Origin of the sequence: Chromohalobacter canadensis (assembly GCF_029544075.1) — a bacterium.
GTDB classification, from domain to species: domain Bacteria; phylum Pseudomonadota; class Gammaproteobacteria; order Pseudomonadales; family Halomonadaceae; genus Chromohalobacter; species Chromohalobacter canadensis_A.
In genome coordinates this window covers 36189-61484 of record NZ_JAJQJH010000009.1, presented here as the reverse complement: position 1 = coordinate 61484, position 25296 = coordinate 36189, and the positions used below count along the sequence as shown (strand labels likewise).

Annotated in this window: 22 protein-coding genes and 1 pseudogene; 11 read left to right on the top strand and 12 right to left on the bottom strand. The window is 60.5% G+C overall.

Annotation, left to right across the window (positions count from 1 at the left end; genetic code table 11):
- Positions 1-86 precede the first annotated feature (86 nt).
- Positions 87-434 (bottom strand): hypothetical protein, encoded by a 348-nt coding sequence (locus LUN51_RS11935; protein ID WP_277811442.1) that lies wholly within the window; start codon positions 432-434, stop codon positions 87-89.
- Positions 435-442: 8 nt separating this feature from the next.
- Positions 443-739 (bottom strand): YciI family protein, encoded by a 297-nt coding sequence (locus LUN51_RS11930; RefSeq protein ID WP_277811441.1) that lies wholly within the window; start codon positions 737-739, stop codon positions 443-445.
- 194 nt (positions 740-933) lie between these two features.
- Here LUN51_RS11930 and LUN51_RS11925 point away from each other — a divergent pair, with 194 nt between their 5' ends.
- On the top strand, positions 934-2199 hold the full coding sequence (locus LUN51_RS11925; RefSeq protein WP_277811440.1) for an MFS transporter: 1266 nt from the start codon (positions 934-936) through the stop codon (positions 2197-2199).
- A 15-nt stretch (positions 2200-2214) separates the two neighbouring features.
- Here the strand turns inward: LUN51_RS11925 and tenA are convergent, their stop codons facing one another.
- The 3 genes and pseudogenes from tenA to aceE all read right to left on the bottom strand — a co-directional run bounded on the left by tenA (position 2215) and on the right by aceE (position 7315).
- The gene (gene tenA, locus LUN51_RS11920; RefSeq protein WP_277811439.1) at positions 2215-2889 is read right to left on the bottom strand and encodes a thiaminase II; all 675 of its coding nucleotides are present in this window, start codon (positions 2887-2889) and stop codon (positions 2215-2217) included.
- 285 nt (positions 2890-3174) lie between these two features.
- Positions 3175-4560 (bottom strand): annotated as a pseudogene (gene aceF / locus LUN51_RS11915) (dihydrolipoyllysine-residue acetyltransferase); the annotation flags it as partial.
- Positions 4561-4624: 64 nt separating this feature from the next.
- Positions 4625-7315 (bottom strand): pyruvate dehydrogenase (acetyl-transferring), homodimeric type, encoded by a 2691-nt coding sequence (gene aceE / locus LUN51_RS11910; RefSeq protein ID WP_277811438.1) that lies wholly within the window; start codon positions 7313-7315, stop codon positions 4625-4627.
- Positions 7316-7452: 137 nt separating this feature from the next.
- Between aceE and LUN51_RS11905 the strand changes: the two genes are divergently transcribed.
- The 6 genes from LUN51_RS11905 to LUN51_RS17450 all read left to right on the top strand — a co-directional run bounded on the left by LUN51_RS11905 (position 7453) and on the right by LUN51_RS17450 (position 11986).
- Positions 7453-8355 carry a LysR family transcriptional regulator gene (locus tag LUN51_RS11905; RefSeq protein WP_277811437.1) on the top strand — a complete coding sequence of 301 codons (903 nt, stop codon included), beginning with the start codon at positions 7453-7455 and terminating at the stop codon, positions 8353-8355.
- A gap of 126 nt (positions 8356-8481) precedes the next feature.
- On the top strand, positions 8482-8931 hold the full coding sequence (locus tag LUN51_RS11900; protein ID WP_277811436.1) for an NUDIX hydrolase: 450 nt from the start codon (positions 8482-8484) through the stop codon (positions 8929-8931).
- 58 nt (positions 8932-8989) lie between these two features.
- Complete coding sequence (locus LUN51_RS11895; RefSeq protein WP_277811435.1) at positions 8990-10204, top strand: NAD(P)/FAD-dependent oxidoreductase; 1215 nt, start codon at positions 8990-8992, stop codon at positions 10202-10204.
- A 130-nt stretch (positions 10205-10334) separates the two neighbouring features.
- A complete protein-coding gene (locus LUN51_RS11890) occupies positions 10335-11333 on the top strand; it encodes an IS5 family transposase (RefSeq protein WP_087720298.1) in 999 nt (332 codons plus the stop codon).
- A 204-nt stretch (positions 11334-11537) separates the two neighbouring features.
- Positions 11538-11837, top strand: coding sequence for a helix-turn-helix transcriptional regulator (locus LUN51_RS11885; protein WP_277811434.1), 300 nt, complete (start codon positions 11538-11540; stop codon positions 11835-11837).
- The gene (locus LUN51_RS17450) at positions 11810-11986 is read left to right on the top strand and encodes a hypothetical protein (protein WP_431355576.1); all 177 of its coding nucleotides are present in this window, start codon (positions 11810-11812) and stop codon (positions 11984-11986) included. The genes LUN51_RS11885 and LUN51_RS17450 overlap by 28 nt, the downstream gene beginning before the upstream one ends.
- Before the next feature lie 94 nt (positions 11987-12080).
- Here LUN51_RS17450 and LUN51_RS11875 read toward each other — a convergent pair whose 3' ends face one another.
- Positions 12081-13823: a mechanosensitive ion channel family protein gene (locus LUN51_RS11875; protein WP_277811432.1), complete on the bottom strand. Its 1743-nt coding sequence runs from the start codon at positions 13821-13823 to the stop codon at positions 12081-12083.
- 313 nt (positions 13824-14136) lie between these two features.
- Between LUN51_RS11875 and LUN51_RS11870 the strand changes: the two genes are divergently transcribed.
- Both LUN51_RS11870 and LUN51_RS11865 read left to right on the top strand, forming a co-directional pair.
- Positions 14137-14565: a DUF2231 domain-containing protein gene (locus LUN51_RS11870; protein ID WP_075369559.1), complete on the top strand. Its 429-nt coding sequence runs from the start codon at positions 14137-14139 to the stop codon at positions 14563-14565.
- Positions 14562-15989 (top strand): PQQ-dependent sugar dehydrogenase, encoded by a 1428-nt coding sequence (locus tag LUN51_RS11865; RefSeq protein WP_277811431.1) that lies wholly within the window; start codon positions 14562-14564, stop codon positions 15987-15989. The genes LUN51_RS11870 and LUN51_RS11865 overlap by 4 nt, the downstream gene beginning before the upstream one ends.
- Positions 15990-16017: 28 nt before the next feature.
- On the opposite strand, the gene LUN51_RS11860 is transcribed toward LUN51_RS11865, so the two are convergent.
- The 4 genes from LUN51_RS11860 to LUN51_RS11845 all read right to left on the bottom strand — a co-directional run bounded on the left by LUN51_RS11860 (position 16018) and on the right by LUN51_RS11845 (position 21624).
- Positions 16018-17427, bottom strand: a complete 1410-nt coding sequence (locus tag LUN51_RS11860) for an NAD(P)/FAD-dependent oxidoreductase (RefSeq protein ID WP_277811430.1) — start codon at positions 17425-17427, stop codon at positions 16018-16020.
- Between the two features lie 21 nt (positions 17428-17448).
- The gene (locus tag LUN51_RS11855; protein ID WP_277811429.1) at positions 17449-18813 is read right to left on the bottom strand and encodes a Na+/H+ antiporter NhaC family protein; all 1365 of its coding nucleotides are present in this window, start codon (positions 18811-18813) and stop codon (positions 17449-17451) included.
- 126 nt (positions 18814-18939) lie between these two features.
- Positions 18940-20229 (bottom strand): NAD(P)/FAD-dependent oxidoreductase, encoded by a 1290-nt coding sequence (locus LUN51_RS11850; RefSeq protein WP_277811428.1) that lies wholly within the window; start codon positions 20227-20229, stop codon positions 18940-18942.
- 9 nt (positions 20230-20238) lie between these two features.
- On the bottom strand, positions 20239-21624 hold the full coding sequence (locus tag LUN51_RS11845) for a glutamine synthetase family protein (RefSeq protein WP_277811427.1): 1386 nt from the start codon (positions 21622-21624) through the stop codon (positions 20239-20241).
- A gap of 169 nt (positions 21625-21793) precedes the next feature.
- Between LUN51_RS11845 and LUN51_RS11840 the strand changes: the two genes are divergently transcribed.
- The gene (locus LUN51_RS11840; protein WP_277811426.1) at positions 21794-22453 is read left to right on the top strand and encodes a GntR family transcriptional regulator; all 660 of its coding nucleotides are present in this window, start codon (positions 21794-21796) and stop codon (positions 22451-22453) included.
- A 131-nt stretch (positions 22454-22584) separates the two neighbouring features.
- Here the strand turns inward: LUN51_RS11840 and LUN51_RS11835 are convergent, their stop codons facing one another.
- Positions 22585-23481, bottom strand: a complete 897-nt coding sequence (locus LUN51_RS11835; protein ID WP_277811425.1) for a LysR family transcriptional regulator — start codon at positions 23479-23481, stop codon at positions 22585-22587.
- Between the two features lie 128 nt (positions 23482-23609).
- On the opposite strand from LUN51_RS11835, the gene LUN51_RS11830 reads away from it, so the two are divergent.
- Positions 23610-24341, top strand: coding sequence for an SDR family oxidoreductase (locus LUN51_RS11830; protein ID WP_277811424.1), 732 nt, complete (start codon positions 23610-23612; stop codon positions 24339-24341).
- Between the two features lie 144 nt (positions 24342-24485).
- Here the strand turns inward: LUN51_RS11830 and iolB are convergent, their stop codons facing one another.
- Positions 24486-25292: a 5-deoxy-glucuronate isomerase gene (iolB, locus tag LUN51_RS11825; protein WP_277811423.1), complete on the bottom strand. Its 807-nt coding sequence runs from the start codon at positions 25290-25292 to the stop codon at positions 24486-24488.
- Between the last annotated feature and the right edge of the window lie 4 nt (positions 25293-25296).

Genomic DNA, 25296 nt, shown 5'->3' with positions numbered 1-25296 from the left:
ATGTGGTGTATAAGACATCCTTGTACGGCAAAACGTGTTTAGCCCTCTAAACGTAGATCCTGCTATAAGCCACAACAAGCAAGCGCTTATTCACGCTGCGCCAGGGCTCGCTGGTACTCGTCCCGCCACGCCTGGGCATGCAGGGCGGTATCGGCGGGAAACCGCTCCAGTTCGACGGCTAACTCGAAGAAGCCACGTGCCGGCATGTGCGGGGCACGGCGGCTGACCACCAGCGCGGCGATAAAGGGGCGGTCCTGGGCGGCATCCTCGCGCATCGACGCCTCCAGTGCTTGGGCGACACGCTGGATAGTACGCGGTGGCTGCAAGCCGAGCGCGTCGGCGACGTCCTGGTAGGTCATTGGTAGCTTCTCTCGCGGCGCCAATCCAAGCGTTTCGCGCACGGCGACCACAAACGGTAACGGACTATCGGACATGGTTTCGCTCAGTTGCTCGGGTCAAACAGTTTCACTTCGCGAATATCGACTCGCTCCCATACGCGACCGGTCATGTAGGGTTCTATCTCAAGCCATGCTTCCAACGCCTGGCGGTCGGCGAACTGGAAGTGCGCGCTAGAGCCAACCATCTTGCCGTTGTCATCCAGGATTGCCCCACCACTCAGGAAACATCCCTCTTGGGCAAGCGCGCGCACGCCCGCCAAATGCGCCTCGCGGTTGGCCAGGCGGCGATCCAACGCCTCGGCATCAGTGTAATCGTAGGCCACTACGGCATATTGCGGCATGATGTCCTCTCGTCTCAGAAATATCGAATCGGGGCGTTGCCACCATGGTCTGAATCATGCGTGAGGCCAGGCCGTGGTACAACGGTCGTTAGCGGATTAACGCTGCCACTCCGATCCTTCAACCAGTCCAAAACGCTTATGCACAGCAACTCAAACCGTACGACCTTCTTCTCCCGTCAACTGCTATGCACGGCATGAGTGATACCCGCCTTTTTCGCTCGCTACGTTTTTACAATTACCGCGTGTGGGCCATCGGCGCCCTGGTTTCCAATATCGGCACTTGGATGCAGCGCATCGCTCAGGACTGGTTGGTACTAACCGTGCTCACCGACCACGATGCCAGCGCCGTGGGCATCACCATCGCCTTACAGTTCGGCCCACAGTTGCTGCTGCTTCCGCTGACCGGCTACGCCGCCGATCATTTCGACCGCCGCCGGCTAATCCTTCTCACTCAGGCATTGCTGGGGCTATTGGCAGTAGGGCTGGGACTGGTCACCCTCACCGGCGTGGTGACACTTTGGCAGGTTTACCTCTTCGCTTTGGGGCTCGGCTGCGTCACGGCCTTCGATGCCCCCGCACGACAGACCTTCGTCAACGATCTGGTCGGCGAAAAGTATCTCTCCAACGCAGTGGCCCTCAACTCGACCTCCTTCAACGCTGCACGGATGATCGGCCCTGCCGTTGCCGGGTTGTTGATCGCTGCCTTCGGCAGCGGTTGGGTCTTCATGATCAACGCAGCGTCTTTCGCCGCCGTGCTCGGGTCGCTATGTTTACTGCGGCTAGATGAACTGCTCCCCGTCGCCCGGCCAAGGCATAACACTGGCGGACTGACGGAAGGTTTCCGTTATGTCTGGCAGCGCCCCGAGTTGAAAGCCATTTTGCTGATGCTCTTCATGATCGGCACCTTCGGCTTCAACTTCGCGGTCTATATTTCCACCATGTCGGTACGCGCCTTTCATGGCGAAGCTGGCCAGTACGGGTTCCTAACCTCATCCTTAGCCGTCGGCTCGGTCACGGGTGCGCTATTGGCAGCCAAGCGCGAGCGCCCACACATGCGGCTACTGTGCTTCTCTACTCTGGGATTCGGTGTCTGCTGCGGCCTGGCAGCTCTTGCCCCCAACGCATACCTCTTCGCCTCCGCCCTGATGCTGACGGGCTTGGCCGCGCTGACCTTCATGACCGCGTCCAACGCACTGATTCAGCTCTCGACGGAACCGATGATGCGTGGCCGAGTAATGGCGTTGCGCATGGCGATCACCATGGGTGGCACGCCGCTTGGCGCCCCCATCGTCGGCTGGCTCGCCGACCACGCTGGGCCACGCTGGGCGATGAGCGTCGGCGCCAGTGCCGGCGTCATCGCCGCCCTGATCGGGGCTATCATGCTGATCCAACAGCGCCGACAGCGCCGACAGCGCTTATATCTTCAACCGCAAGAGACCTATCGCCAACACGAGCCGTAATACGGGTTGATCTAATTAGTGACTACGAGATCGCCAGTCGAGCCCCATTTGCCAAAAGTCGATCTCTAGACGGGTCGCATCTCGAAAAACACCCACCAGTTCTTCAAAGCGCTGCTCAGTCACGCCGGCCAGCCGTTTGTCCAGCCATTCGATTTCGCTGCGCATGGCGCTCTGAAATTCATCGCTTTCGTACATCGCGATCCAGGCATCGTAAGGATTATCGGCACGTACCGTCGTGGGCTCGCTATTGAGTACATTGGCGATTTCACCGTAGCCCACCAGACACGGGGCAAGCGCCACGTGCATATCGAGTAAATCACCCCGATTGCCGGCATCGAGCACATAGCGCGTGTAAGCCATGGTGGCACGGTCTTCTGGTAATCGAGCCAAGTCATGGTCACTGATGCCCCATTGCCGGCAGTAGTCGACATGCAGCGTCAGCTCGGTATCGACGATGGCCTTGAGACCGTCGAAGGCTTGGCGCAGATCCGCCATATTGCGGCTTTTATAGATCGCCAGCGCATACGCCCGCGCGAAATGCTGAAGAAACAGATAGTCCTGCTGGAGATAATAGCGAAAAGCACCCGGCTCGAGCGTACCGGTGCCTAGACGGCGCACGAAATCGTGCTGGAGATACGCCTGCCAGTCGGCCGCGCACGCGTTTTTGAGATCGTCGAAACTGTAGGCCATGATCGTCTCCGGTCGTTGGCAAGTAGGATCCGGAGGCAGGCCACAGGGGACAGGCAGATGTGTTGTCACAGGCCCGCTTGATTCCCTACGCCAGTACCCGCCTGCACGCGCAGGCATTCGCCGGATCAGGTTCAACGGGTTAATGCGCTAGCCCGACTCACGGACTTGCATCTCTCAGCCGGTCGCCCGGCACCCCGTCAAGCACGCTAGACACACTAGCCAACGGGAGGTTGTTTGTTCAACAACTGTCTGGGATGAGCTAGTCCTGAGAAACAAGAGACGAAATCACAGCAAAAGCGTTCTTATATCGCTCAAAGCCCGGGCCAAAAAGGCCGTGAAGCGAGCCGCGTCGGCGCCGTTGACCGCTCGGTGGTCGTAGGACAACGACAGCGGCATCATCAGCCTTGGGGCGAACTCCGAGCCGTCCCACACCGGTTTCGTCTGCGCCTTGGAAACGCCGAGGATGGCGACTTCCGGGGCGTTGACGATGGGCGTGAAGGCGGTGCCGCCGATGGAACCCAAACTGGAGATGGTGAAGCAGCCACCGCTCATCTCCTCGCGCTTGAGCTTCTTCGACTGCGCCTTGCCGGCCAGCTCGACCGATTCCTTGGCCAGCTCGATCAGCGATTTCTGGTCGGCGTTACGGATTACCGGCACCATCAGGCCGTCCGGCGTATCCACGGCGATGCCGATGTGCACGTAGTGCTTCTGCACCAGCGTTTCGCCGTCGCTCTTCAGGCTGACGTTGAACTGCGGGAACTTCTGCAAGGCGTAGGCACAGGCCTTGATCATGAACGGCAGCGGCGTGAGCTTGGCGTCCTGCTTGGCGGCCTCGTCCTTCATCGACTTGCGGAAGGCTTCGAGCTCGGTGATGTCCGCTTCGTCGAACTGGGTGACGTGCGGCACGTTGAGCCAGCTGCGATGCAGGTTGGCCGCGCCCGCCTTCATCAGGCGGCCCATGGGCTTTTCCTCGACCTCGCCGAACTGGCTGAAGTCGATGTCCGGCACCGCCGGGATACCCGCACCGCCACTCGGCGCGGCCGAGCTTCCGGCCCCGCTGGAACGCTGCTGCAGGGCGTTCTTGACGTAGCCTTGCACATCTTCCTTCAGCACACGATTCTTGGGCCCAGTGGGTGTGACTTGGGCCAGGTCGACGCCCAGCTCGCGCGCCAGCATGCGCACCGCCGGACCGGCATGGACATGAGCTCCCACCGTTTTGTCGTCGCCGTGCTTGTGGCGTGCCTCGGGGCCCGGCTCGCCCGCTGGCTCCTTGGCAGACGGCTCCGACTTGGTAGCGCTGGTCGTTTGCTGACTGGCGTCTTTCTGACCGGCATTAGCTTTCTTGGCTGACTTCTTGGCTTCCGCAGGCAGCGCGACACTCTCAGACTCGCCTTCCGCTAGCGTCTCGTCGGCGTCTTCCGCATCGTCCCCTGCATCGGCAACTTCCATGGTACCGATTAGGTCTCCTTCGGAGACGCTATCTCCTTCCTTGACCGAAACTTCGACCATCTTGCCCTTGTAGGGGCTGGGCACGTCCATGGAGGCCTTGTCGGATTCCAGCGTGATCAACGTATCTTCCGCGTCGATCTCGTCGCCTGCGCTAATCGCCAATTCGATGATCGGCACGTTCTCGCTGCCGCCGATGTCGGGCACCCGTATCATTTCCTTACGCACTGTAGCGCTCCTTGTCCTTTAATCCGCTTTCATGTCATGTGAGCTCATACTCGGGTGCGCTTCAGTGATCGAGCGGGTTAGGTGCGGCAGGATCGATGCCGTAACGCGTCATGGCATCGGAAACCACATGCGGCGCTATCTCGCCACGTTCGGACAAGGCCCAAAGCGTCATCGTCACTACGTGATAGCGGTCTACCTCGAAGAAACGGCGCAGCGCCTCGCGTGTGTCGGAACGTCCGAAACCATCGGTGCCCAGCACATGAAAGTCACTCGGTACCCAGGCACGAATCTGATCGGCATACAGACGAATGGAATCGGTGGCCGCGATCACGGGGCCTTGTCGATCGGCCAACTGGCGCTTCACCCAAGGGGCTTCCTGGTGCTCACCCGGAGCAAGGAAGCGCCGGCGATCATAGTCGAGCGCCTCGCGACGCAACTCGTTGAAGCTGGTCACACTCCAGACGTCTGCGGTCACGCCATGTGCTTCGCGCAGTATCTCGGCCGCCGCCTCGACCTCGCGGAGAATCGTCCCGCTCCCCAGTAGCTGAACCCGGGGCTTGCCGTCGTCACTCTCTCCCGGATGCAACAGGTACATGCCGCGCACGATGCCCTCTTCACAGTCGTCGGGCATGGCCGTGTGCGGGTAGTTCTCGTTCATCACTGTCAGGTAGAAGAAGATGTCCTTCCCTCGCTCGTACATCTCCTGCAGGCCATGGCGCACGATGGCCGCAACTTCATATGCATAGGTCGGGTCGTAAGTACGGCAGTTGGGAATGACAGAAGCGAACAAGTGACTATGGCCATCCTGATGCTGCAGCCCCTCACCGTTGATCGTGGTCCGCCCCGCCGTGCCGCCCACCATGAAACCCCGACACATCATGTCGCCAGCGGCCCAGGCGAGATCGCCGATGCGCTGGAAGCCGAACATCGCATAAAAAAAGTAGAAGGGAATCAACATCGTGCCGTGGTTCGCATGCGACGTCGCCGCCGCGATCCACGACGACATGGCACCGGATTCCGTGATGCCTTCCTCGAGGATCTGCCCAGCTTGGTCCTCGCGATAGAACATGATCTGCCCGGCATCGACTGGCTCATATTTCTGGCCTTCCGGCGCATAAATGCCAAGCTGGCGGAACATGCCCTCCATACCGAAGGTCCGCGCCTCGTCCGGAACGATCGGCACGACTCGTTCGCGTAGCGGCTTGTACTTGGTCAAGCCACTCAGCACACGCACGAAGGCCATCGTGGTCGAGACCTCGCGTTCCCCAGTGCCCTTCAATTGAGCAGCGAATGGCTTGTCTTCGAGCTCGGGAATCGGCAGCGTCTCGTGATCAGTCCGCCGCGCGGGCTGAAAGCCATATAGACGCTCGCGAGACCCTTGCAGATAACGCATCTCGAGAGAATCCGACGCCGGCCGATAGTACGGCATGCCACCGTCCTGCAATTGCTCGTCGGTAATCGGCACCTGAAAACGATCGCGAAGCTGCCTCAAGCCCTCTGGCGTCATGGTCTTGATGTTATGGGCTTCCATATCAGCTTCACCGTGCTCGCTGCCCATGCCATAGCCCTTCACGGTATGCGCCAAAACCACCGTGGGTCGGCCATTGTCAGCGTCCATGGCAGCACGATAAGCGGCATGAACCTTCACCGGATCGTGTCCACCGCGAATGAGGCTCTGGATTTCCTCGTCCGATAGAGAAGCGACCTGCTCCGCCAGCTCATTGTACTTGCCGAAGAAATGCTCACGTGTGTAGGCCCCACCTTGTGCCTTGAAGTTCTGATATTCGCCATCGACGGCTTCGTCCATGCGCCGTTGCAAAAGACCACTATGATCTTCATTCAGCAAGCGATCCCAGGTACTCCCCCAGACCACCTTGAACACATTCCAACCCGCACCTCGGAAAGTCCGCTCCAGTTCGCTCATCACGCTACCGTTACCACGCACCGGCCCGTCGAGACGCTGCAGATTGCAGTTGATGACGAAGATCAGATTATCCAGCCGCTCCCGGCTCGCCACGTTGAGTGCACCCAACGTTTCCGGCTCGTCGCATTCGCCATCGCCGAGAAACGCCCAGACCTTGCGATTCTGGAGAGGTTGGAGCCCACGGTTATCCATGTATTTCATCAGGCGCGCCTGATAGATTGCCTGGATCGGCCCGAGGCCCATCGATACCGTCGAGAACTGCCAATAATCCGGCATCAGGTAAGGATGTGGATAAGACGATAATCCTCCGCCCCCGACTTCCTGGCGAAAGCGATCCAACTGGTCTTCGGTCAGACGCCCCTCGAGGAAAGAACGTGCATAGATACCTGGGGTGATGTGGCCTTGGAAATAGACCAGATCGCCGGCGAAGTCATCCGACGCGGCGCGAAAGAAGTGGTTGAAGCCGACTTCATAGAGCGTACAACTCGACATATAACTGGCCAGATGACCGCCGAGGCTCTTATCTTTGGCATTGGCACGCACCACCATGGCCACGCTGTTCCAGCGCACCGCCGAGCGAATCTTGCGCTCCAGCACCAGGTCGCCGGGATAATCTGGCTCTTCTTGGGGAGCGATAGTGTTACGGTGGTGCGTCGCGAACCCACCCTCGAATGACACCCCGTTTTCACCGGCCGCCTCGAGTAAACGGTGAATCATGAAACGTGTTCGATCCTGACCTTCACAATGAGTCAACGATGACAGAGCATCCAGCCATTCACGTGTTTCAATGGGGTCCGCATCGACAATGTTGCTGACAACGTCGCTCATAATATCGCGCCTCTTTCAAAAGATAAGATCGATTAAGCTATACAAGAGGCCGGCCGCCTACTCCTCGAAAACCCTAATATTGCGCCTCGATGCTGGCAACGCAGTAAGATTGGAAACACTTTCCCGGATTTGAGCCTATGAATCTCGATTACTTAAAAGTCTTTGTCGCCATCGCCAAGCAAGGTTCGATCCTGGCAGCCTCAAAGGCATTGGACATTCCCAAGTCAACGGTGGCACGCCACCTCGATCAATTGGAAAATCAACTGTCTCATCAGTTAGTAATGAGAAATACACGACATTTGCGCCTTACCGCCGAGGGCCAACGTTTATATCATCTATCAGAAAGCATCATTGGCGATTTGGAGGAAGTCGAGCATGAGATGAAGGGTCAACATGGCAGCCTAAGCGGTAGGATTACCGTCGCTATTCCTTCCGAATTCGGCGTCAAATGGCTCGATGAAAGTATCGCCACTTTCGTGGCCGACCACCCGGACATCGCCATCGACTGTATCACCAGCATGGCACCGCTCGACCCCGTCAGAAGGGATGTGGATGTCTCGATCTGCTACCACCGTGGCAAGCTGTCCGATAGCGGTATGGTGGTTCGCCCACTGGTCAGCATGCGCAGCGCCGTGGTCGCAGCCCCTTCGGTCATTGCCGAGCATGGCCGGCCCGCGTCGGTGCAGGAACTCAGCCAGTTACCCTGCATTTCGACCTTGACGGCACTACAGGCGAATCCCTGGCATTTCCTTGACGCTGAAGATCGAACCATCGCGCTGGATGTACCGACTCGCTATCGCGTTGACAGTAGCTTGATGCTCATCGCTGGCGCCCGTGCCGGAATCGGGTTCGCGATCATTCCCTATGAATTTTGCAAGGACAGTATCGAGGCAGGTGAACTCATCGAATTAGGACTCGACCTCAAACCGGCACCACTGGAAATCGTCGCTATCCATCCGAATAGGCAAAGTATTTCGACACGAACACGTGCGTTCGTCGATATCGTAGAGCAGCAATTGCGGGCACGCCAAGACCTTTAACTTCTGTCATGAAAACTGGTTCATTGACGCTAGCGCATATCATGGAGCACGATACTTTGACTAATTTCCAGGAAAGGTGGACAAAAAAAATTAACCACTCTTCTCCTTTTACCCGAGGTCCGACCAATGGAAAAGAGCTTATCCCAACCAGAAACGTCACCTTTTAATCACCCTATACCGGCAACAATAGCAGCCGTTATTCGGGATGGTAATGTCTTATTAGTTAGACGCAGGAACCCACCGGACGCCAATCACTGGGGCTTTCCGGGAGGAAAAATAGATTTTGGCGAAACGATTGAAAGCGCAGCATTACGTGAGCTTCACGAAGAGACGGGCGTACAAGCAAACGTTGTAAAAACCTTTACCGCCGTAGATGTATTCGATCATGATGACACTGGCCATATTCAGCAGCACTTTGTTCTTATCGCTGTATTGTGTCAGTGGATCTCTGGCGAGCCCGTGGCCGGCGATGATGCCCTGGATGCACGATGGTTTCCGATAGAAAGTCTAGAAAGACAAGACTTGGCGTTGAGCCTTGATGTGGTTGAAGTGGCCAAGATGGCTGCGGCGCTATAAGCGAAAGCCGGATCGTCTATCCTAGGGAGACTGTCTTTTCCCGCCTCCCGGAGCTTCCATGGACCTTAAAAGCGGCTACCCCTATTGGGCGGTCAAGAACGGCCTGATGCAGGCGTTTCCCAAACTCGACCGGGATGTGAACTGCGAGGTGGTGGTCATCGGCGGTGGCATTACCGGGGCCCTGATCGCCGACGAGCTGGCCCAGCACGGGTATGATGTCATCGTACTGGAACGCCGCGATGTGGGCTGGGGCAGTTCCGCGGCGAGCACCGCGTTGATTCAGTACGAGCTCGATACTCACATGACCGACCTCGCCGCGCTCTACGGCGAAGCCGATGCCGTCTCGACCTATCGCGCCTGCGCGCAGGCCATCGACGCTCTCCAGAAGTTGGCCGAAGCCGTGGGCGACGTCGATTTCGCCAGGCAAGCCAGCCTGTATTACGCCAGCGACGAAGGGGATCTCGACAGCCTGCGCCGCGAATGGGAAAGGCGTCGTCAGCACGACTTTGACGCCGACTGGCTGACGCCCGAAGCCATCGCGTCGCGTTTTGGGTTCGAAGCGCCGGGCGCGATTCTGACACCCCAGGCGGCGCGGCTCGACCCTTACCGCATGGCCTACAAGCTGCTCGACCGGGTGCTCACCACCGGCGGCCAGGTGTATGACCGCACCGAGGTCGCCACCGTCACGCCGCATGCGCACGGCGTCACGCTCACCACTACCAGCGGCCACTCACTCGACTGCCGGCACCTCATCGTCGCCGCAGGCTACGAGGCCCAGTCCTGGCTCGATGACAAGGTCGCCATCAACCGCAGCAGCTATGCCTTCATCACCGACCCCATTGCACAGGATGTGCTCGGCGAACTCGCCTCGACGCTGATCTGGGAATCCGCGCGCCCGTATCTCTACATGCGCACTACCGGCGACGGCCGGCTAATGGTCGGCGGCGAGGACGACGATATCGACATCCCCGCCAAGCGCGACCAACGCGTGGGCCAGAAGGCTGAAACTTTGATTAAGCAGGTGGAAACGCTCTTCCCACGGCTCTCGCTCAACCCGACGTTTTCCTGGGGCGGTACCTTCGCCGAGACCGATGATGGCCTGCCTTTCTTCGGCCCCCACCCGCAATACGGCCCCCGCGTCCACTTCGCCATGGCCTACGGCGGCAACGGCATCAGCTACAGCATGATCGGCGCCGGCTTGTTACGCGCCCTGATTGAGGGCCGAGAGCATCCACTGGCCGAGTTATTCTCCTTCCGACGCGTGGGAGATTGACAAGCTTCAAGCCACTCATAATTACCGATCGGTCATTAAGGAAACGCTGCACAAATCCCGGTGCAGCTGCTTGATCGCCACCGGCGGGGTAGAATCGGGTCATCCCATCAGCGTCTGACAGAGCCATCCCATGAAGCAGATCTCTTTCGCCCAGGCAGAGCACCACAACAAGAAGAAGATGACACGTCGCGAGCGGTTCCTGGCCCAGATGGAGGCGCTGGTGCCTTGGCAACGACTCATCAACGCGCTGTCGCCGTCTTACTTCCCTAACGCAGCAGGCAAACGCGGCCGTCCGCCCATCGGCCTAGAGCGCATGCTGCGGATCTACTTCCTGCAACAATGGTATGCGCTCGCCGACGAGGCGCTGGAGGATGCCATCTACGACAGCCAGGCGATGCGTGACTTCGTGGGTATCGATCTGGCCATCGAGAGCGTGCCGGACGCGACTACGCTGCTGCGCTTCCGTCATCTGCTGGAGAAGCATGCCCTGACTCAGCGGATCTTCGAGGAGATCAACGCCCACTTGGCCGAGAAAGGGCTGTTCATGCGCGAGGGCACGATCGTCGACGCCACTATCGTGGCGGCTGCCCCTTCCACGAAGAACAAGGCCAAGCAACGCGATCCGGAGATGAAGCAGACCAAGAAAGGCAACCAGTGGTACTTCGGGATGAAGGCCCATATCGGCGTCGATGCCGTCACCGGACTGACTCACAGTGTCGCCGCGTCCTCGGCCAACGTCGCCGATGTCACCATGGCCGGCGCTCTGGTCCGGGACGATGATAAGCGGGTATACGGCGACGCGGGCTACACCGGCATGGGGAAGCACCTCGACGAAGAGAAGGATGCCTCGGATTCGCGGTGCTGTGTTGCCGCCAAGCGTGGCGCCATCAAGAAGATGGACGACAGCCCGATGAAAGCGCTGCTGTTGGCGATCGAGAAGACCAAGGCCAGTATCCGCGCCAAGGTCGAGCATCCGTTTCATGTCATCAAGAACCTCTTTGGCTACCGGAAGGTGCGCTACAAGGGGCTGGCCAAGAACCAGGCGCAACTCTTGAGCCTGTTCGGGCTGGCCAACCTGGTGCTGTCGACACGATGCAAGGGCCGAGTTAACGGGGCCAGTGCGCCTTGAGTCTGGCCTAGCAGCCGGGGTAACCGGCTGCCAGGGAAAACAGACCACCTCAGGTGGTCAGAAATTGATCGCTGACGCGGTGATTATGCCCCTCTGAGCCCTTCGGCCGCTCAGAGACGAATTGATCAGTGGTTCCTTAATTGGTCGAATAGTCTCTCGTAGCGCTATAAATTACCGCTCAGTAATTCTAGACTAGGAATGCACATGGCCGACCTCACCCCACCCAAAACGCTTAGCGACCGTATTCGTCACAGCGAAGACCTCGGCAAGCTGGTGCGCCAAGCGCGTACCGAGCAATCATTGCTACAGATCGATTTGGCCGGGTTAGCCGGCACCGGCAACCGTTTCATCGTTGATCTGGAACGGGGAAAACCGACGCTGCAGCTCCAGAAAGTTCTGGACGTACTCGATCTCTTGGGCTTTGAAGTCATCGTGCAGCGCAAGGAGGTACATCAACAACGGACCTCCAGCGGCTCATTGGCTGGTTTTTCTTCAACCTGCTGATCGGTAACAACGATAACCACGCAAAGAATCCTTCCCTCTTGCAGATCGACGAATGCCCATTGCACTGGAAGCCACCCGCGCAAGCCTCGAAGAGGTCGCCCAGCCCGGCAAGGAGCAGATACTGCTGGAAAGGCTTCATCAGCGACTGATGAGCAACTGTCGCAAACTCCCCGCCCACTGGTCGGCCAGCCAGACGTGAGACGCTATAGATGATCGCCAGCGCTCTCGGCACCGTGGGATCCATCAGGAGGCCCCGCCGCCATGGCCGGAAGGACGTCCCGGCCTTTCCCCTAGCGCCACATCGTGTTCACTGATAGCCGTCACTTCTCTTGGCCACCATTCGGGGTGGTTGTCCCGGATGAAGGCCATCAATTTCTCCCGCACATTCATCTCGGCGACCCAGCCGGCGAACGGGTCCGACGTCATCAAGTAGCAAACGACCGTCTGCGCTCGCTCGGTCTGCCCCGTCACATAGCAAGAAAGCTTGTGATGTTCGATGACATTATCTTCTTCCTGCGCATACTCCAGGAACTTCTCCCTGAGGCATTGGATATCAGCGCTCAAGTGGAGGATCAACTCCAGGCTCCGGAACTCCTTCGCGCTCTTGACCGACAGGTTTTCGAAGGGTCTGGAGACGAAGTACGTGACCGGCACGATCAAGCGCCGGTCGTTCCAGATCCTCAAGCGGATGTAGGTATAGAAGATACCCTCCACATAGCACCACTGGCCTTCGAAGACCACCAGGTCGCCGATGCGTATGGATTTGGCTAACGAGAGCTGAAACGAAGAAAGGATATTGCCGATCACTGCCTGCCCGGCGATCCCCACCAGGACCGTCAGGACACTGGCCGAGGCCAGCAAGGTGACCCCCAGCGTCTCGAAGAGTTGGACCTGGCTCAGCACATAGGCCGAGACCGCAGTAACCGCGATCAGGATGATGATCCGACGCAACGCATAGAGTGTCGTCAGCAGCTTGCGTTCGTCCTTGGGCTTGGTGTCATCGATCTGGCCGATGAGGCGCCGCGTCAATCGCAACATCAGGGTATCGACTAAACGCAGCGCCACTGTCCCCGCGCCCCAGGCCAGGATGACGATCAACAGCACCCGGAAGGTCGTGGTTGCCACGGCCGAGAAAGACACTACATAGTCGAGCACAGCCTGGGTGACCAGTGACATGACGACGAGTGCTACAGGCGTCTTGATTCGCCCGGCGAAGATGCTTGGCGATCCGGAAGGCAGCCAGCGTGTCGCCACCCCGACCAAGTGGTGGACCCACCAGCCCATCAGCCCCACCAGCAACAGAAAAACCGGTATGGCGACCCATTCCCAGATTCTGAGCATTCCAAACGAGGCCTTGAAACGCTCCGGAATATACGCCTCAAACATCAAAGGGCCGTATTCCTGGTAAAGCAGAGGCACCGACGAAACGCTGTCCGGCATAACCAGCCAAACCGGTTCCTCGTCGCCCATTCGGTATCGGCCCAGACGGATGTCATAGGTTTCGCCCTGGGCCGTGAGTGACGCCAGCTTGAGGTTTCGTCGAGGTTCTCCGGTCTGGGGGTGCTGGCCTGTGGGATCCTCGATGGCGGCATCCTGGCGTCCAGGGAGGTCAGAAACCTTGAGCCATTCGCCACGCTTGAGAACCTCGGCCAGTTGCCTGGCCAACTGGCTCCCTCGCTCTCGCTGTTCCGCCTGAGACAGTTCTGAAAGATTGAGGATATGCGCCGCCGCCGCGAAGTCCTCATTCTCGGTCAGGGTCAGAAAGCTACGAATCGCCTCTCGCGGTGTCATTCGTTTGACCGCCTTGGGAACCTCGTCCAGCCCCGCGTTCAGCGAGTCGACGACAAACCAACGCGTCTCCCCATCCCCTTCATCCGGCGTTTGAGCCCCACATAGGCTGGTAAAAATGAGTGCCACTGCGGCCACCAACCACAGTCGCCATGCGCCATTTTTCTTCATACGTCCCTTACCGATCCGGTGAGCCATCCATGCATTCCACCTACCACCGGATCGATCCCGACCCGGCCAGGCCTTTATCTATAAAAGGCCTTCAAGTTAATGGTTTTCGCAGTACAGCGCACCGAACATTGGCTCGTCTAGTCTTCATTCCCCCGATACCCCGCGTCAGGAACGCAACTCAGAGTGTCATAGGCGAGCAAAGTGTCATGGGAAAGCAAGGGGATCGGTCAGTACGACTATTTTGGTGGGACCTGCATGAGCCAACTACACTGCAGCCGAATACGCATCGCCAAGTCCTTTTGGCGAGGCGTCTTCCATTGATCCGCAAAAGGAGTTTGCCGTGATTGCCACTGCCGAACGACCGGCTCGAAACGGGCCGAACCCGCTACATGGAATGTTGCTTGCGGGCGCCTTCCCTCTCTTTTTGGGCGCCGCATTGAGCGACTATGCTTACGCCTCGACATATCACATTCAATGGAGCCACTTCGCTTCCTGGCTGATCGCCGGCGGCCTGGTGTTCTGCGGCCTGGCACTGATCTGCGCACTGATCGGGGTCTTTCGTCCCGCCACTAGTCGAGGACTTTCCATCGTCTACTTCCTGCTGTTGCTGGTGACTTGGGTTCTGGGCTTCGTCAACGCACTGGTCCACGCCAGAGACGCCTGGGGCATGATGCCGACGGGGCTGACGCTCTCCATCGTCATTGCCGTGCTCTCCTTCATAGCCGTCTGGATCGGATTTATCAGCCGCAAGAGCGGAGGTCAGTCATGAAGTTCACACGCAAGCACATCGGCATGCGTTACGCCGCACCGCTCACGCTCCTGCTGCTCGCCGGTGGCACCTACGCCGCGGATTCGGGTCAGCAGTATGGCCCTAACCCGGAGCTGCCCGAACCGCAGCGAGGCCTTCTGCCCAACATGACGGTCCCCGAGCAGGCCCCGTGGGACGATGCGAAACCCGCGGTACCCGATGGCTACACGATCACCGCCATCGCCACCGACCTGAAGGTCCCACGTCAGACGCTGGTGCTCCCGAACGGCGATATCCTGGTGGCGGAAGGCAAAGGCGGCGGCAAGGCGCCGAAATCGCGGCCGAAGGATTTCATCGCCGGGCTGATTCAGTCGCAAGGCACCACCTCGGTCAAGGGCGGCGACCGGCTGACCCTGCTGCGCGACGGCAACGGCGATGGCAAATACGAGGAACAGACGGTCTTCGCCGACAACCTCAATGCGCCCTACGGCCTCGCCCTGGTGGATGACGATCTCTACGTCGCCAATCAAGATTCGCTCGTTCGCTTCGACTACGAAACGGGCCAGACCGAAGCCAGCGGCCCACCGGAACTGGTCACGCCGCTGCCGTCGGAGATCAATCATCACTGGACCAAGGCCCTGACCGCCAGCGCGGATGGCGACTATCTCTACGTCGGCATCGGCTCCAACAGCAACATCACCGAGCGCGGCATGGCGGCGGAAGTGAACCGTGCGGAAATCTGGGAGATCGATCCGGAGACCGGCGCGCACCGCGCCTATGCCACCGGCGTGCGCAACCCCACCGCGCTGACCATTCAGCCAGACTCGGACGAGCTTTGGGCCGTCGTCAACGAACGCGACGAACTCGGCCCCAACTTGGTGCCCGACTATCTCACCTCCATTCAGGAAGGCGGCTTCTACGGCTGGCCTTACAGCTACTGGGGCCAACACGTCGATCCGCGTGTGAAGCCGGAGAACCCAGAGCTGGTGGAGTCAGCGATCGCGCCCGACTACAGCCTCGGTTCGCACCACGCCCCGCTTGGCGTCGACTTCTCCAACACCGCCGTGGGTGGAGAATTCACCAACGGCGTCTTCGTCGGCGAACACGGCAGTTGGAACCGAGCCGACCCCGTCGGGTACAAGGTGGTCTTCGTGCCATTCGAGAACGGTGAGCCCTCTGGCGACCCGGTCGACTTCGTCTCCGGCTTTCTCACCGGTGAGGGCAAGACACGCGGCCGACCAGTCGGCGTCACTGTGGCACCGGATGGTTCGGTAATAATCGCCGATGATATGACCAATGCGATCTGGCGGGTGACGCGAGATGATGCGAACGCACAGCCAGCGGAGTCCGCTACCGAGGCGCCATCGGCCTCCTCCAACGAGGAAGCCACATCGCCTGAAGGCGAGCCCGAGATGCCCGAGGACGGATACGCCGGGGACGCATGAACCCGGCGCGGGGCGCCCTGCTCGGCCGTTACTCGATGATCGAGGCGAAGCGATCGTTCAATCGTCTGAGTGCGGGCTTGAGCAGGGGCGCCGGCTTGTCGCGACGCATCAGCGCTTCTTCTCCGGCATAGCTGAAGGTGATCGCTTGCGCGGCGAGCCAACGTAGCGGCTCGACTTCCCAGCGTTTTATCAGCTGACGATGACTGGCGTCGCTGAAGGCCCAGGGCATGCACACCCGCTCGGTATCGCGCTCGAGGATCATCTCCGCCAGGGTGCGACCGAACAGGTGCGAGGCGGCCACCCCTTCGCCGGCGTAACCGCCCGCAGTGGCAAGGCCGCTGGCGCGGTCGAGGATTGCATGGGGGCGGAAGTTGCGCGACAAGCCCAGCGAACCGCCCCAGCCATACTCGACCCTGACACCCTCCAGCGCGGGCAGGAGATCCACCAGCAGGTCCCGCCGCATGCGGATGGCCTCATCATCGATCGCTTGGTCGGCCTTGGATCTAGCGCCGAGATAATAGTTGCCGCGGGCACCGAAAACGATGCGCCCATCGGCGGTGCGATGGCCGTAATTGATCAACCGGCTGGCATCCGCGAAGGCGGGACGCTCGGCCATGCCGATCTCCTGCCAGCGGGCCTCCGATAGCGGCTCGGTGGCGATCACCAGGCTCTGCACCGGAATCACGTGGCGCTTGAAATCGAGGAACCGGTCGGCGTACCCCTCGGTGGCACACACCACCATCGGTGACTCGACGCTGCCTTCGCGCGTGCTCACCTTGTGGTGCGACAGGGTTTCGGCGCGGCTCTGCTCATGGATCGTCACGCCCAGGCGCTCGACGCACTCGGCCAGGCCAGCGACCAGCTTGGCCGGGTTCACGGTGGCGACCTGGCGATGATAGATGCCGCCATGGCCGTTTCTGAACCGGGCCTTCTCCGAGAGTTGCTCGGCATCCAGCCAGCAGCAGTTCGCCTCACTGTGCCCCAGCTCATGCAGATGCTGCAGGTAGTCGCGCTGGATGGCGATCTGATCCCGGTAGCGAGCCGCCGCATAGATCGCGCCGCCCTTGTTGAAATCGGCTTCGATCCCCTCGTGCGCCAGTACCCGACCCACCTCGTCGACGTTATCGGCCACCACGCCACAACAGGTTCGCCGCTCTTCACGTGACAGCCCCCCGATATGTCGTTCCAGCCCAGCAAGATTACCCACCACCCAGCCGCCATTGCGCCCCGACGCGCCATGACCGACACGTTCGGCCTCGAGCACGACGATCTCCCGCTCGGGGGCAAGGCGCTTCAGGTAATAAGCGGTCCATAGCCCGGTGAAGCCGGCACCGACGATGACCACGTCGGCCTGGACATGCGCGGTCAGGCGCGGGCGCGACGCCGGCCGCTCGCCCAGGGTGGTGCTCCAGAAGTTGCTAAGCGCATCAGTGTGCATGGCGTATTCGCTCATCCAAGATCACATGTAGCCCAGCACCAGATACCCCGCGGCGGCAATACAGCCCGCGAGGGCCGCATAAGGCAACTGGGTGAAGGCGTGCTGGAAGGGAGTGCAGCCGCTGGCCTGGGCGGTCAGTACCGTGGCATCAGAATAGAAGCAGGCATGGCTGCCGAAGGTGCTGGCAGAGAGCGTGGCACCGATCACCAGCGTCATGTCGGCCCCAAGGTTCTGCCCCAGCACGGCGACGATCGGCAGGATGATCACGAACACGCCCCAGTTGGACCCGGTGGCAAAGGACACGAAGCCCATGACGGTGAAAATGATGAAGGGCAGCATTTCCGCGCTGACCAGCGGCTCGACCGTGGTGATGACATAATCGGCGAGCCCCAGCGAGGTGTTGACCTCATTGAAGAGGAAAGCGGCCACCAGCACGGCCAAGGCATCCAGCATCGACTTGAAGCCTTCCAGGATATTGTCGAAGGTCTGGCTGGGCGACAGCTTCTTGAACCCGATGAAAGCCACGATCATGCCGGCCAGGGTCACGAAGATGCCCATCAGGAAATCCAGGTCGAACCACCAGGTAAAGAAGGCCAGTGACGCCATGGGCAGCAGAAAGGACCAGATGCTGCCTTTCGCATGGGTGTCCGCTTCGAGGTGGGCGATTTCGTCATCGATGTGTTCGGCACCGGGAGGCACGCACTGCCCTTGCTTTTCGGCACGCTGCTCGGCCTTCTTCATCGGGCCGAAGGCAGGAATCCAGCGAAAGATGAACAGCGGCACCAGGATCACGGCGACCCAGGGGTAGAACATGAAGAGAATGGCCTGAATATAGGTCCACCCCCCCTGGCCATCCTCCGCCACGCCATTGCTCTCGAGCAAGGCGCCGAAGAAGACCGCCCAGGTCGATATCGGGATCAGCACGCTGATGGGCGCCGCGGTGGAGTCGACCACGTAGGCCAGCATTTCCCGGGACGTCTTGAAGCGATCGGTGACCTTGCGCATCGAGGTGCCGACGGCCAGGGAGTTCAGATAGTCGTCGACGAACAGGATGATGCCCATGATCCAGCAGCCCAGCAGCGCGCGAGGCTTGCTGGTGGTATAGCGCATCAGCTTGTCCGCAAAAGCGCGGGAGGAACCGGACTTGAGCAGCAGCGCGATGATACTGCCCATCAGGCCGCAGACCATGATGACCCAGGCGACATCCTCGTTGGTCATCACCGTGAGCAGATCCTCGGTGAGGCTGCTCAAGGCATTGCCCGGATCGATCATCAAGGTGCCGATAAAGGCCCCCAGCACCAGGGGTTCGAGGGCCCGGCGGGTCCACAATGCCAGTATCAGTACGATTGCCGTGGGCAGCAGGACAAGGGGATTGTCATATTCCATCGTGTCTCACCTCAGCGGAGTTGTTGTTGTGCCTTCGTGAATGACGGGAAGCCGAATTGTCGGGCGCAAATGCGCCGCTATTTCAGTTTTTCCGAGTAATTTTTATTTAAGTTTTTCTAGTAATTGCTACTTCAGCTTTTCGAGTAATTGGTAGTACCACATGCCGGCCGCGAGCAGTGCATTGCCGAGTCGGTCGTCAAGCGGGATGCGGATGTGCCGCACGTTGGCGAAGGCATCGAACTCCTCGAGCGTGCCGGCAACCGCATTGGCCATGATCTCGCCGACGATGTGCGAGGTAGCTATGCCGTGGCCGGAGTAGCCCTGGGCGTAGTAGACGTTGTCCGAGAGCTTGCCGAGCTGAGGAATGCGGTTGATGACGATGCCCGCCATGCCTTGCCATTGAAAATCGATGGCAACGCCTTTGAGTTGCGGGAAGGTGTGCTCCAGGCGCGGCCGCAGCTCAGCGGTGATGTCTTGTGAATCGCGACCCGAGTAGTTAGCGCCGCCACCGAAGAGAAGCCGCTTGTCGGCGGTCAGCCGGTAGTAATCGAGCACGAAACGCGTGTCGTAGACCGCCAGGCCCTCGGGGTCGATGGACTGCACCTGTTCGGGCGATAGCGGCGCCGTCGTCACGATGCCCAGCGATGCCGGAAACAACTTGCCCTTCAGCTGCTTGCGCTCCAGGCGATGATAGGCGTTGCCAGCCAGAATCACGCTGTCGGCCGTTACCCGGCCGTGCTCGCCAACCACTACCGGCGTATCGCCGTGCTCGATATCCACCACCGGCGAATGCTCGAAGATCAGTGCCCCCAGGCTTGCCGCCGCGCGGGCCTCCCCGAGGCACAGGTTGAGCGGGTGCAGGTGCATGTTGTAATCGTTGCGGATCGCCCCGTGATAGAGCTCGGTACCGACCACGTCGCGCACCGCTTTGGCATCCAGCCAGTGGATGTGCTCGCCGATGGCATGGCGTTGCGACTCCTCGAAATCCTGTCGCAACGCCTTGATGTGGCTGGGCTTGTAGGCCGCCTGCAGGTGGCCGTGCTTGAGATCGCAGGGGATCGCATACTTCTCGACACGTTGTTTGATGATCCGGTGCCCGCGCCAGCGCAGGTTCCAGACGAACGACTCGGCGTCGTCGCCCAGCGTGTGGCGCATTTGCCGGGTCATGGCGTCCTGGCCGGAGAGACTGCCGGTCACCTGCCCGCCGTTGCGTCCGCTGGCCCCCCAGCCGATTCGGTTGGCCTCGACGATGGCCACGCGATAGCCGCGTTCGGCCAGTTCGACCGCCGTAGCCACGCCGGTGAAGCCGCCGCCGACGATCGCCACGTCGACACGATGTTCGCCCTCCAGTCGCGGGTAGTCGGACTCCTGGACGATCGATGCGCTGTAGTAGGAGGCACAGCGTTGCTGGGTCATGCCTGCTCCTTAAAGACGGGAAAGATAAGTCTGGCAGTCGACATCGGTGACCCTGGCCATGAGCTCTCGGGCCTCGTGGCGCTTGACCCTGGCGTAGAGATCTCGATACGCCGTGCCGAATATATCGGCCATGGCCGACGAGGCGGCGAAGCGCTCGAGCGCGGTGAGCCAATCATGGGTGAGATGCTCGGGGGGCTGCCGCGAATGGGCTTCGTCCTCGATGGCCGGTGGCGGCGCGATGCGTTGCTCGAGCCCATGCAGAATGCCACCCAGCAGCGCCGTGGCGACCAGATAAGGATTGGCATCGGCGCCGGCCACGCGATGTTCCAGACGCGCCGCGGCACCATGCCATTCCGGCACGCGGACGGCCGCACCGCGATGATCGCGCCCCCAGGTGCACTCGATCGGAGCAAAGCTATCGGGTTGAAAGCGCCGGTAGGAATTGCCGTGCGGCGCGAAGATCGCCTGGCCATCGAGCAAGCTGTGCATCACACCGCCGATGGCAGCGTCGAGATGCCCGGCGCCGTTATCCTGATCGAAGATATTGTTGCCGGCCTCATCGAGCACACTGACGTGCAGATGCATGCCCGATCCCGCCTGATCGGTGTAGGGCTTGGCCATGAAGGTGCTCGCCAGGCCGTGATGACGGGCGGCCTGAGCCACGAGACGCTTGAAGTACAGCGCATCGTCGGCGGCGGCCAGGGCATCCGGGCGATGCCAGAGATTGACCTCGAACTGCCCCGGACCGAACTCGGCGATCAACGTATCCGCCGGGATGTTCTGGGCGCGGGCGAAGGCACGAATGGTGTCGAGGACCGGCGCCATAGCATCCATCGTCTCGAGCTCGTAGAGCTGCTGCCCCCGGTGATCTCCACCTGGACACAGCGGCGCGGGCGGCATGGTCTTCAGCGCATGCCGTGCCTCGGCGTCGAGCAAGTAGAACTCCAGCTCGATGGCGACCACCGGCGTCCAGCCGTGGTGCCGAAAGCGCTCGACGACCGCGGCGAGCATGGCGCGCGGGTCCATGAAACTCGGCGTGCCGTTCAGGTCGTGCAGGGTGGTGAGCACCTGGTGGCCCTTGGCCCAGGGCAGTGGCGTCAAGGTGCGCTCGTCTGCGTGACAGGCACCGTCGGGGTCGCCGATCGACTGCGACAGCCCGGTCAGCGCATCGTTGTCCTCGCCCCAGATATCCAGCGACTGCGTCGAGAGCGGCAGGCGCACCTGCCCGTCCATCACCTTGTCGAGCTGTTCGGCGGGCACCCACTTGCCGCGCGGAATGCCGTTCATGTCGATGCACAGCACTTCGACCCGGTCGGTGGCCGCATCCTCGTGAGGGCGGTCGGTGCGTTGGGCATCGGTGCCGTGGGCAAACGGAGCCTGCGATATCTGCGCCATAGGGGACTCTCGATCTTGTTATGGTCCGGTGTGATCACATATGTGTGATCACACTAGCAGAGCCCCATCGACCCCACAAGCAAGCCGGTATCGTGATTGCCCCCGCCAGTTACGTTAAGCTGGAACGCCTGGCTCGGCTTCTTCATCACAAAAGGCTTTGGCACATCGCATGACCACGGAATCAACCGTCAGTCGTACGGCTTTTTCGCCCGACACCGCCTCGACCCGGCTTCACCGGGCCCTGCGCGTGCGTCTTTGCGAGGGTGATTTCACGCCCGGCGAAGTGATCTCGATTCGGCGCATCGCCGCGAAATACGGCACCGGCACCATGCCGGCCCGAGAGGCGATACGCTGGCTGGTGACCGAGGGCGCGCTGATCTTCTCCGACAGCCGAAAGATCATCGTCCCCGAGCTGAGCCATGACCGGTTCCATGAAATCCTGTTCGCCAGAAAGAACCTGGAAACCGAGGTGTCACGCCAGGCCTTCGACAATATCGGCACCACCGACATCGAAGCTCTGGAACGGATCGACGAGCAGATCAACGACGCCATCGCCCAAGGCGACCTGGTCAGCTACATGCGCGGCAATTACCAGTTTCACTTCCATATCTACCGCCTGAGCCAATCGCAGGTGCTGTTGCCACTAGTTGAGATACTCTGGCTGCAATACGGCCCCAGCATGCGCTACATCTGCACGCGCTGGGGCGCATCGAGCATCGCCGACGACTATCATCGCGAAGTGACACAGGCGCTCAGGCGCGGCGACCTGACGTCGTTCTGCGAGGCGATTGCCGCGGATATCGAGCAGGGCATGCTGCTGCTGGAGTAACGGCATTAGTCGGTGCAAAACCACCCAGAGAAAAGCAGCCTCACCGATCCAGCCCGCGCAGACGGCGGCAACGTTCGTGTCGTCGCATTGGGGATGGCAGCTCTAGGAGGGCAATTCGAGAAACCGTTCATCTACGGTCCTGCTTCCCGATATTGGCGGACATGTTCGATCAGGGCGCGCAGCTTCGGCGTCACCGAACGGCGGCTTGGGTAGTAGAGAAAGAAGCCGGTGAAAGGTGGCAGCCAGTCGTCGAGCAGCGTGACCAGCTCGCCACGCTCGAGGTAGGGGAGAAAGGTCTCCTCAATGCCGAAGGTGATGCCGCCATCGGAAAGCGCGGTGCGAACCATCAGGAGCATGTCGTTGGTGGTAATCTGCGGCTCGACCGCCACATCGAACGCCCGCCCATCACGCTCGAACTCCCACCGATAAGGCGCCGTCTCGGGCAACGGCCGCCAGCCGATGCAGCGATGCGCCGTCAATTCCCGAGGATGCTGTGGTATGCCGTGGCGCGCCAGATAGCCGGGCGTGGCGACAGCCACCTGACGCTGGTCGCCGGTCAGCGGCACGGCAACCATGTCCTTCTCGATCACCTCTCCAAGCCGCACGCCCGCATCAAAGCCGGCGGCGACGATGTCGAACTCCTCGTCGCTCACGGTCACGTCCAGCGTAATGCCAGGATAGGTCTCGGCGAAGCTTGCGATCAGCGGTCCCGATAGAAAGCGCTCGGCGATCGAGGTCGCGGTGATTCGCAGATGTCCGTGGGGCGCATCTTCCACGTCGCGCATCACCTCGATGGCAGCTGTCATCTCGCCGAACGGGTTCGAGATCGCTTCCAGGAAGCGTTCGCCATCCTGAGTCAAGCGCACGCTGCGCGTGGTGCGCTGAAACAGCGGCCGGCCGAGATGCCGCTCGAGCCGCCGCACGCCTTGGCTCACCGCAGAACGGGTGACGCCCAGACGGTCGGCGGCGGCGCGGAAGTTACCGGTCTGGGCCACGGTGATAAAGAGAGTCAGCAGATTGAGGTCCATGCCTATTGATAAATCATGCTAACCGCCAGGTCCAGTCTGGAGCAGGTTCTCGTGTACACCCCCGCCGCTTACCGTAGGTAGCACGCAAGAAGCGCTGGGCTTCTTCGTCCTCCACGGGAGAACTTATCATGCAGACTATCGACAAGGTCGTACTGATCACGGGCGCGAGTGGCGGTATCGGCGAAGGTATCGCGCGCGAGCTGGCAGCCGCCGGCGCCAGAGTCATGCTGGGCGCACGCCGCCGCGCGGAGCTCGAGCGTATCGCCACGGAGATCCGCGCCGAGGGCGGTAACGTCGAAACCCACGCCCTGGACGTGACCGACCGTGACGCCATGGCCGCGTTCGCCCAGGCCGCGCTGACACATTGGGGGCGAATCGACGTGCTGGTGAACAATGCGGGCGTCATGCCGTTGTCGCCACTCGCCGCCGGTAAGCTGGACGAATGGGGGCGCATGGTCGACGTGAACATCAAGGGCGTACTGTGGGGCATCGGTGCGGTGCTGCCGGTGATGGAACGCCAGGGAGCCGGCCAGATCATCAACATCGGATCGATCGGGGCCTTGCAGGCGGTGCCCACGGGGGCTGTCTACTGCGCGACGAAATTCGCCGTCCGGGCGATCTCGGACGGGCTACGCCAGGAGACCTCAAACATCCGGGTGACCTGTGTCAATCCCGGCGTCGTGGCAAGCGACCTGGCCGCTACCATCACCCATGAAGAAACCGCTACCTTCATGGACAGCTACCGCGCCGTCGCGCTGAAACCCGCGGATATCGCTCGCGCCGTGCGTCAGGTGATCGCGGCCCCCGAGAGCGTCGATACCACGGAGATCACCATTCGCCCGACGGCGTCAGCCAACTGACTCTGGCAGCCCGGCGCTATGCGACGGGCATCACCGCCAGCATGTATACCAGACGCTATGACAACAAAAGAGGAAACGCGATAAGTGTCTTAGGCCCCCAACTTACAAAGGAGATGGTAAGCCCAGCCTTGAAATCACGTTTAGTCAGGACTCCTTGACGATCCATTCATGGGCAGGATCGTTCTGAAATTTCCATTCCCTTTTCGGGCCTGCCATGACGTTCAGGTAGTAGAGTTCATAGCCATGCGGTACACCAGCGGGATGGTAGCCCCTCGGTACCATGACGCAATCGCCGTTTTCCACGGTCATGGTCTCGTCCAAGGAACGATCGTCGGTATAGACACGCTGGAACGCGAATCCCTGCGACGGGTTCAGCCGATGGTAATAGGTCTCTTCGAGAATCGATTCGTACGGCAGATTGTCGACGTCATGCTTGTGGGGTGGGTAGCTCGACCAGTTGCCGGATGGTGTATAGACCTCGACTACCAGCAGGCTGTCCGCTGGTTCGCTCTCCGGAAGGATATCCTGAATGTGGCGCGTATTGCTGCCCGTCCCCCGCGTCGCTCGCTTGACATCATCGGGGCCGATCAGGCGCGGCTGGTGGTTGCCATGCCCGGGGGCGCTGCATACCGCGACTTCGAGATCGGTCAACGCCTCGACGCTGTAGCTCACCCCATCGGGAAGATAGACGGAATAGGCAGGAATCTTCTCGAAAATATCCATGCGCTCGCCGATACTTTCCCAGCGATGCTCGCCACTGGCTACGTTGGCCTTGCCCGATAGCAGAACCAGGCAGTGTTCGCGAGCACCGGTATGAGATTCGAAACTTTGGCCTTTCTCGAGCCTATGCACGCGAAAGCCGACATGCTCCCAGCCGGCCGATTCCGGTGTGACCTCGAGTATCTTGCCTTGGTCGTCGGGTTGCTGGGGACGTACCAGAAGCGAAGTCATGAGT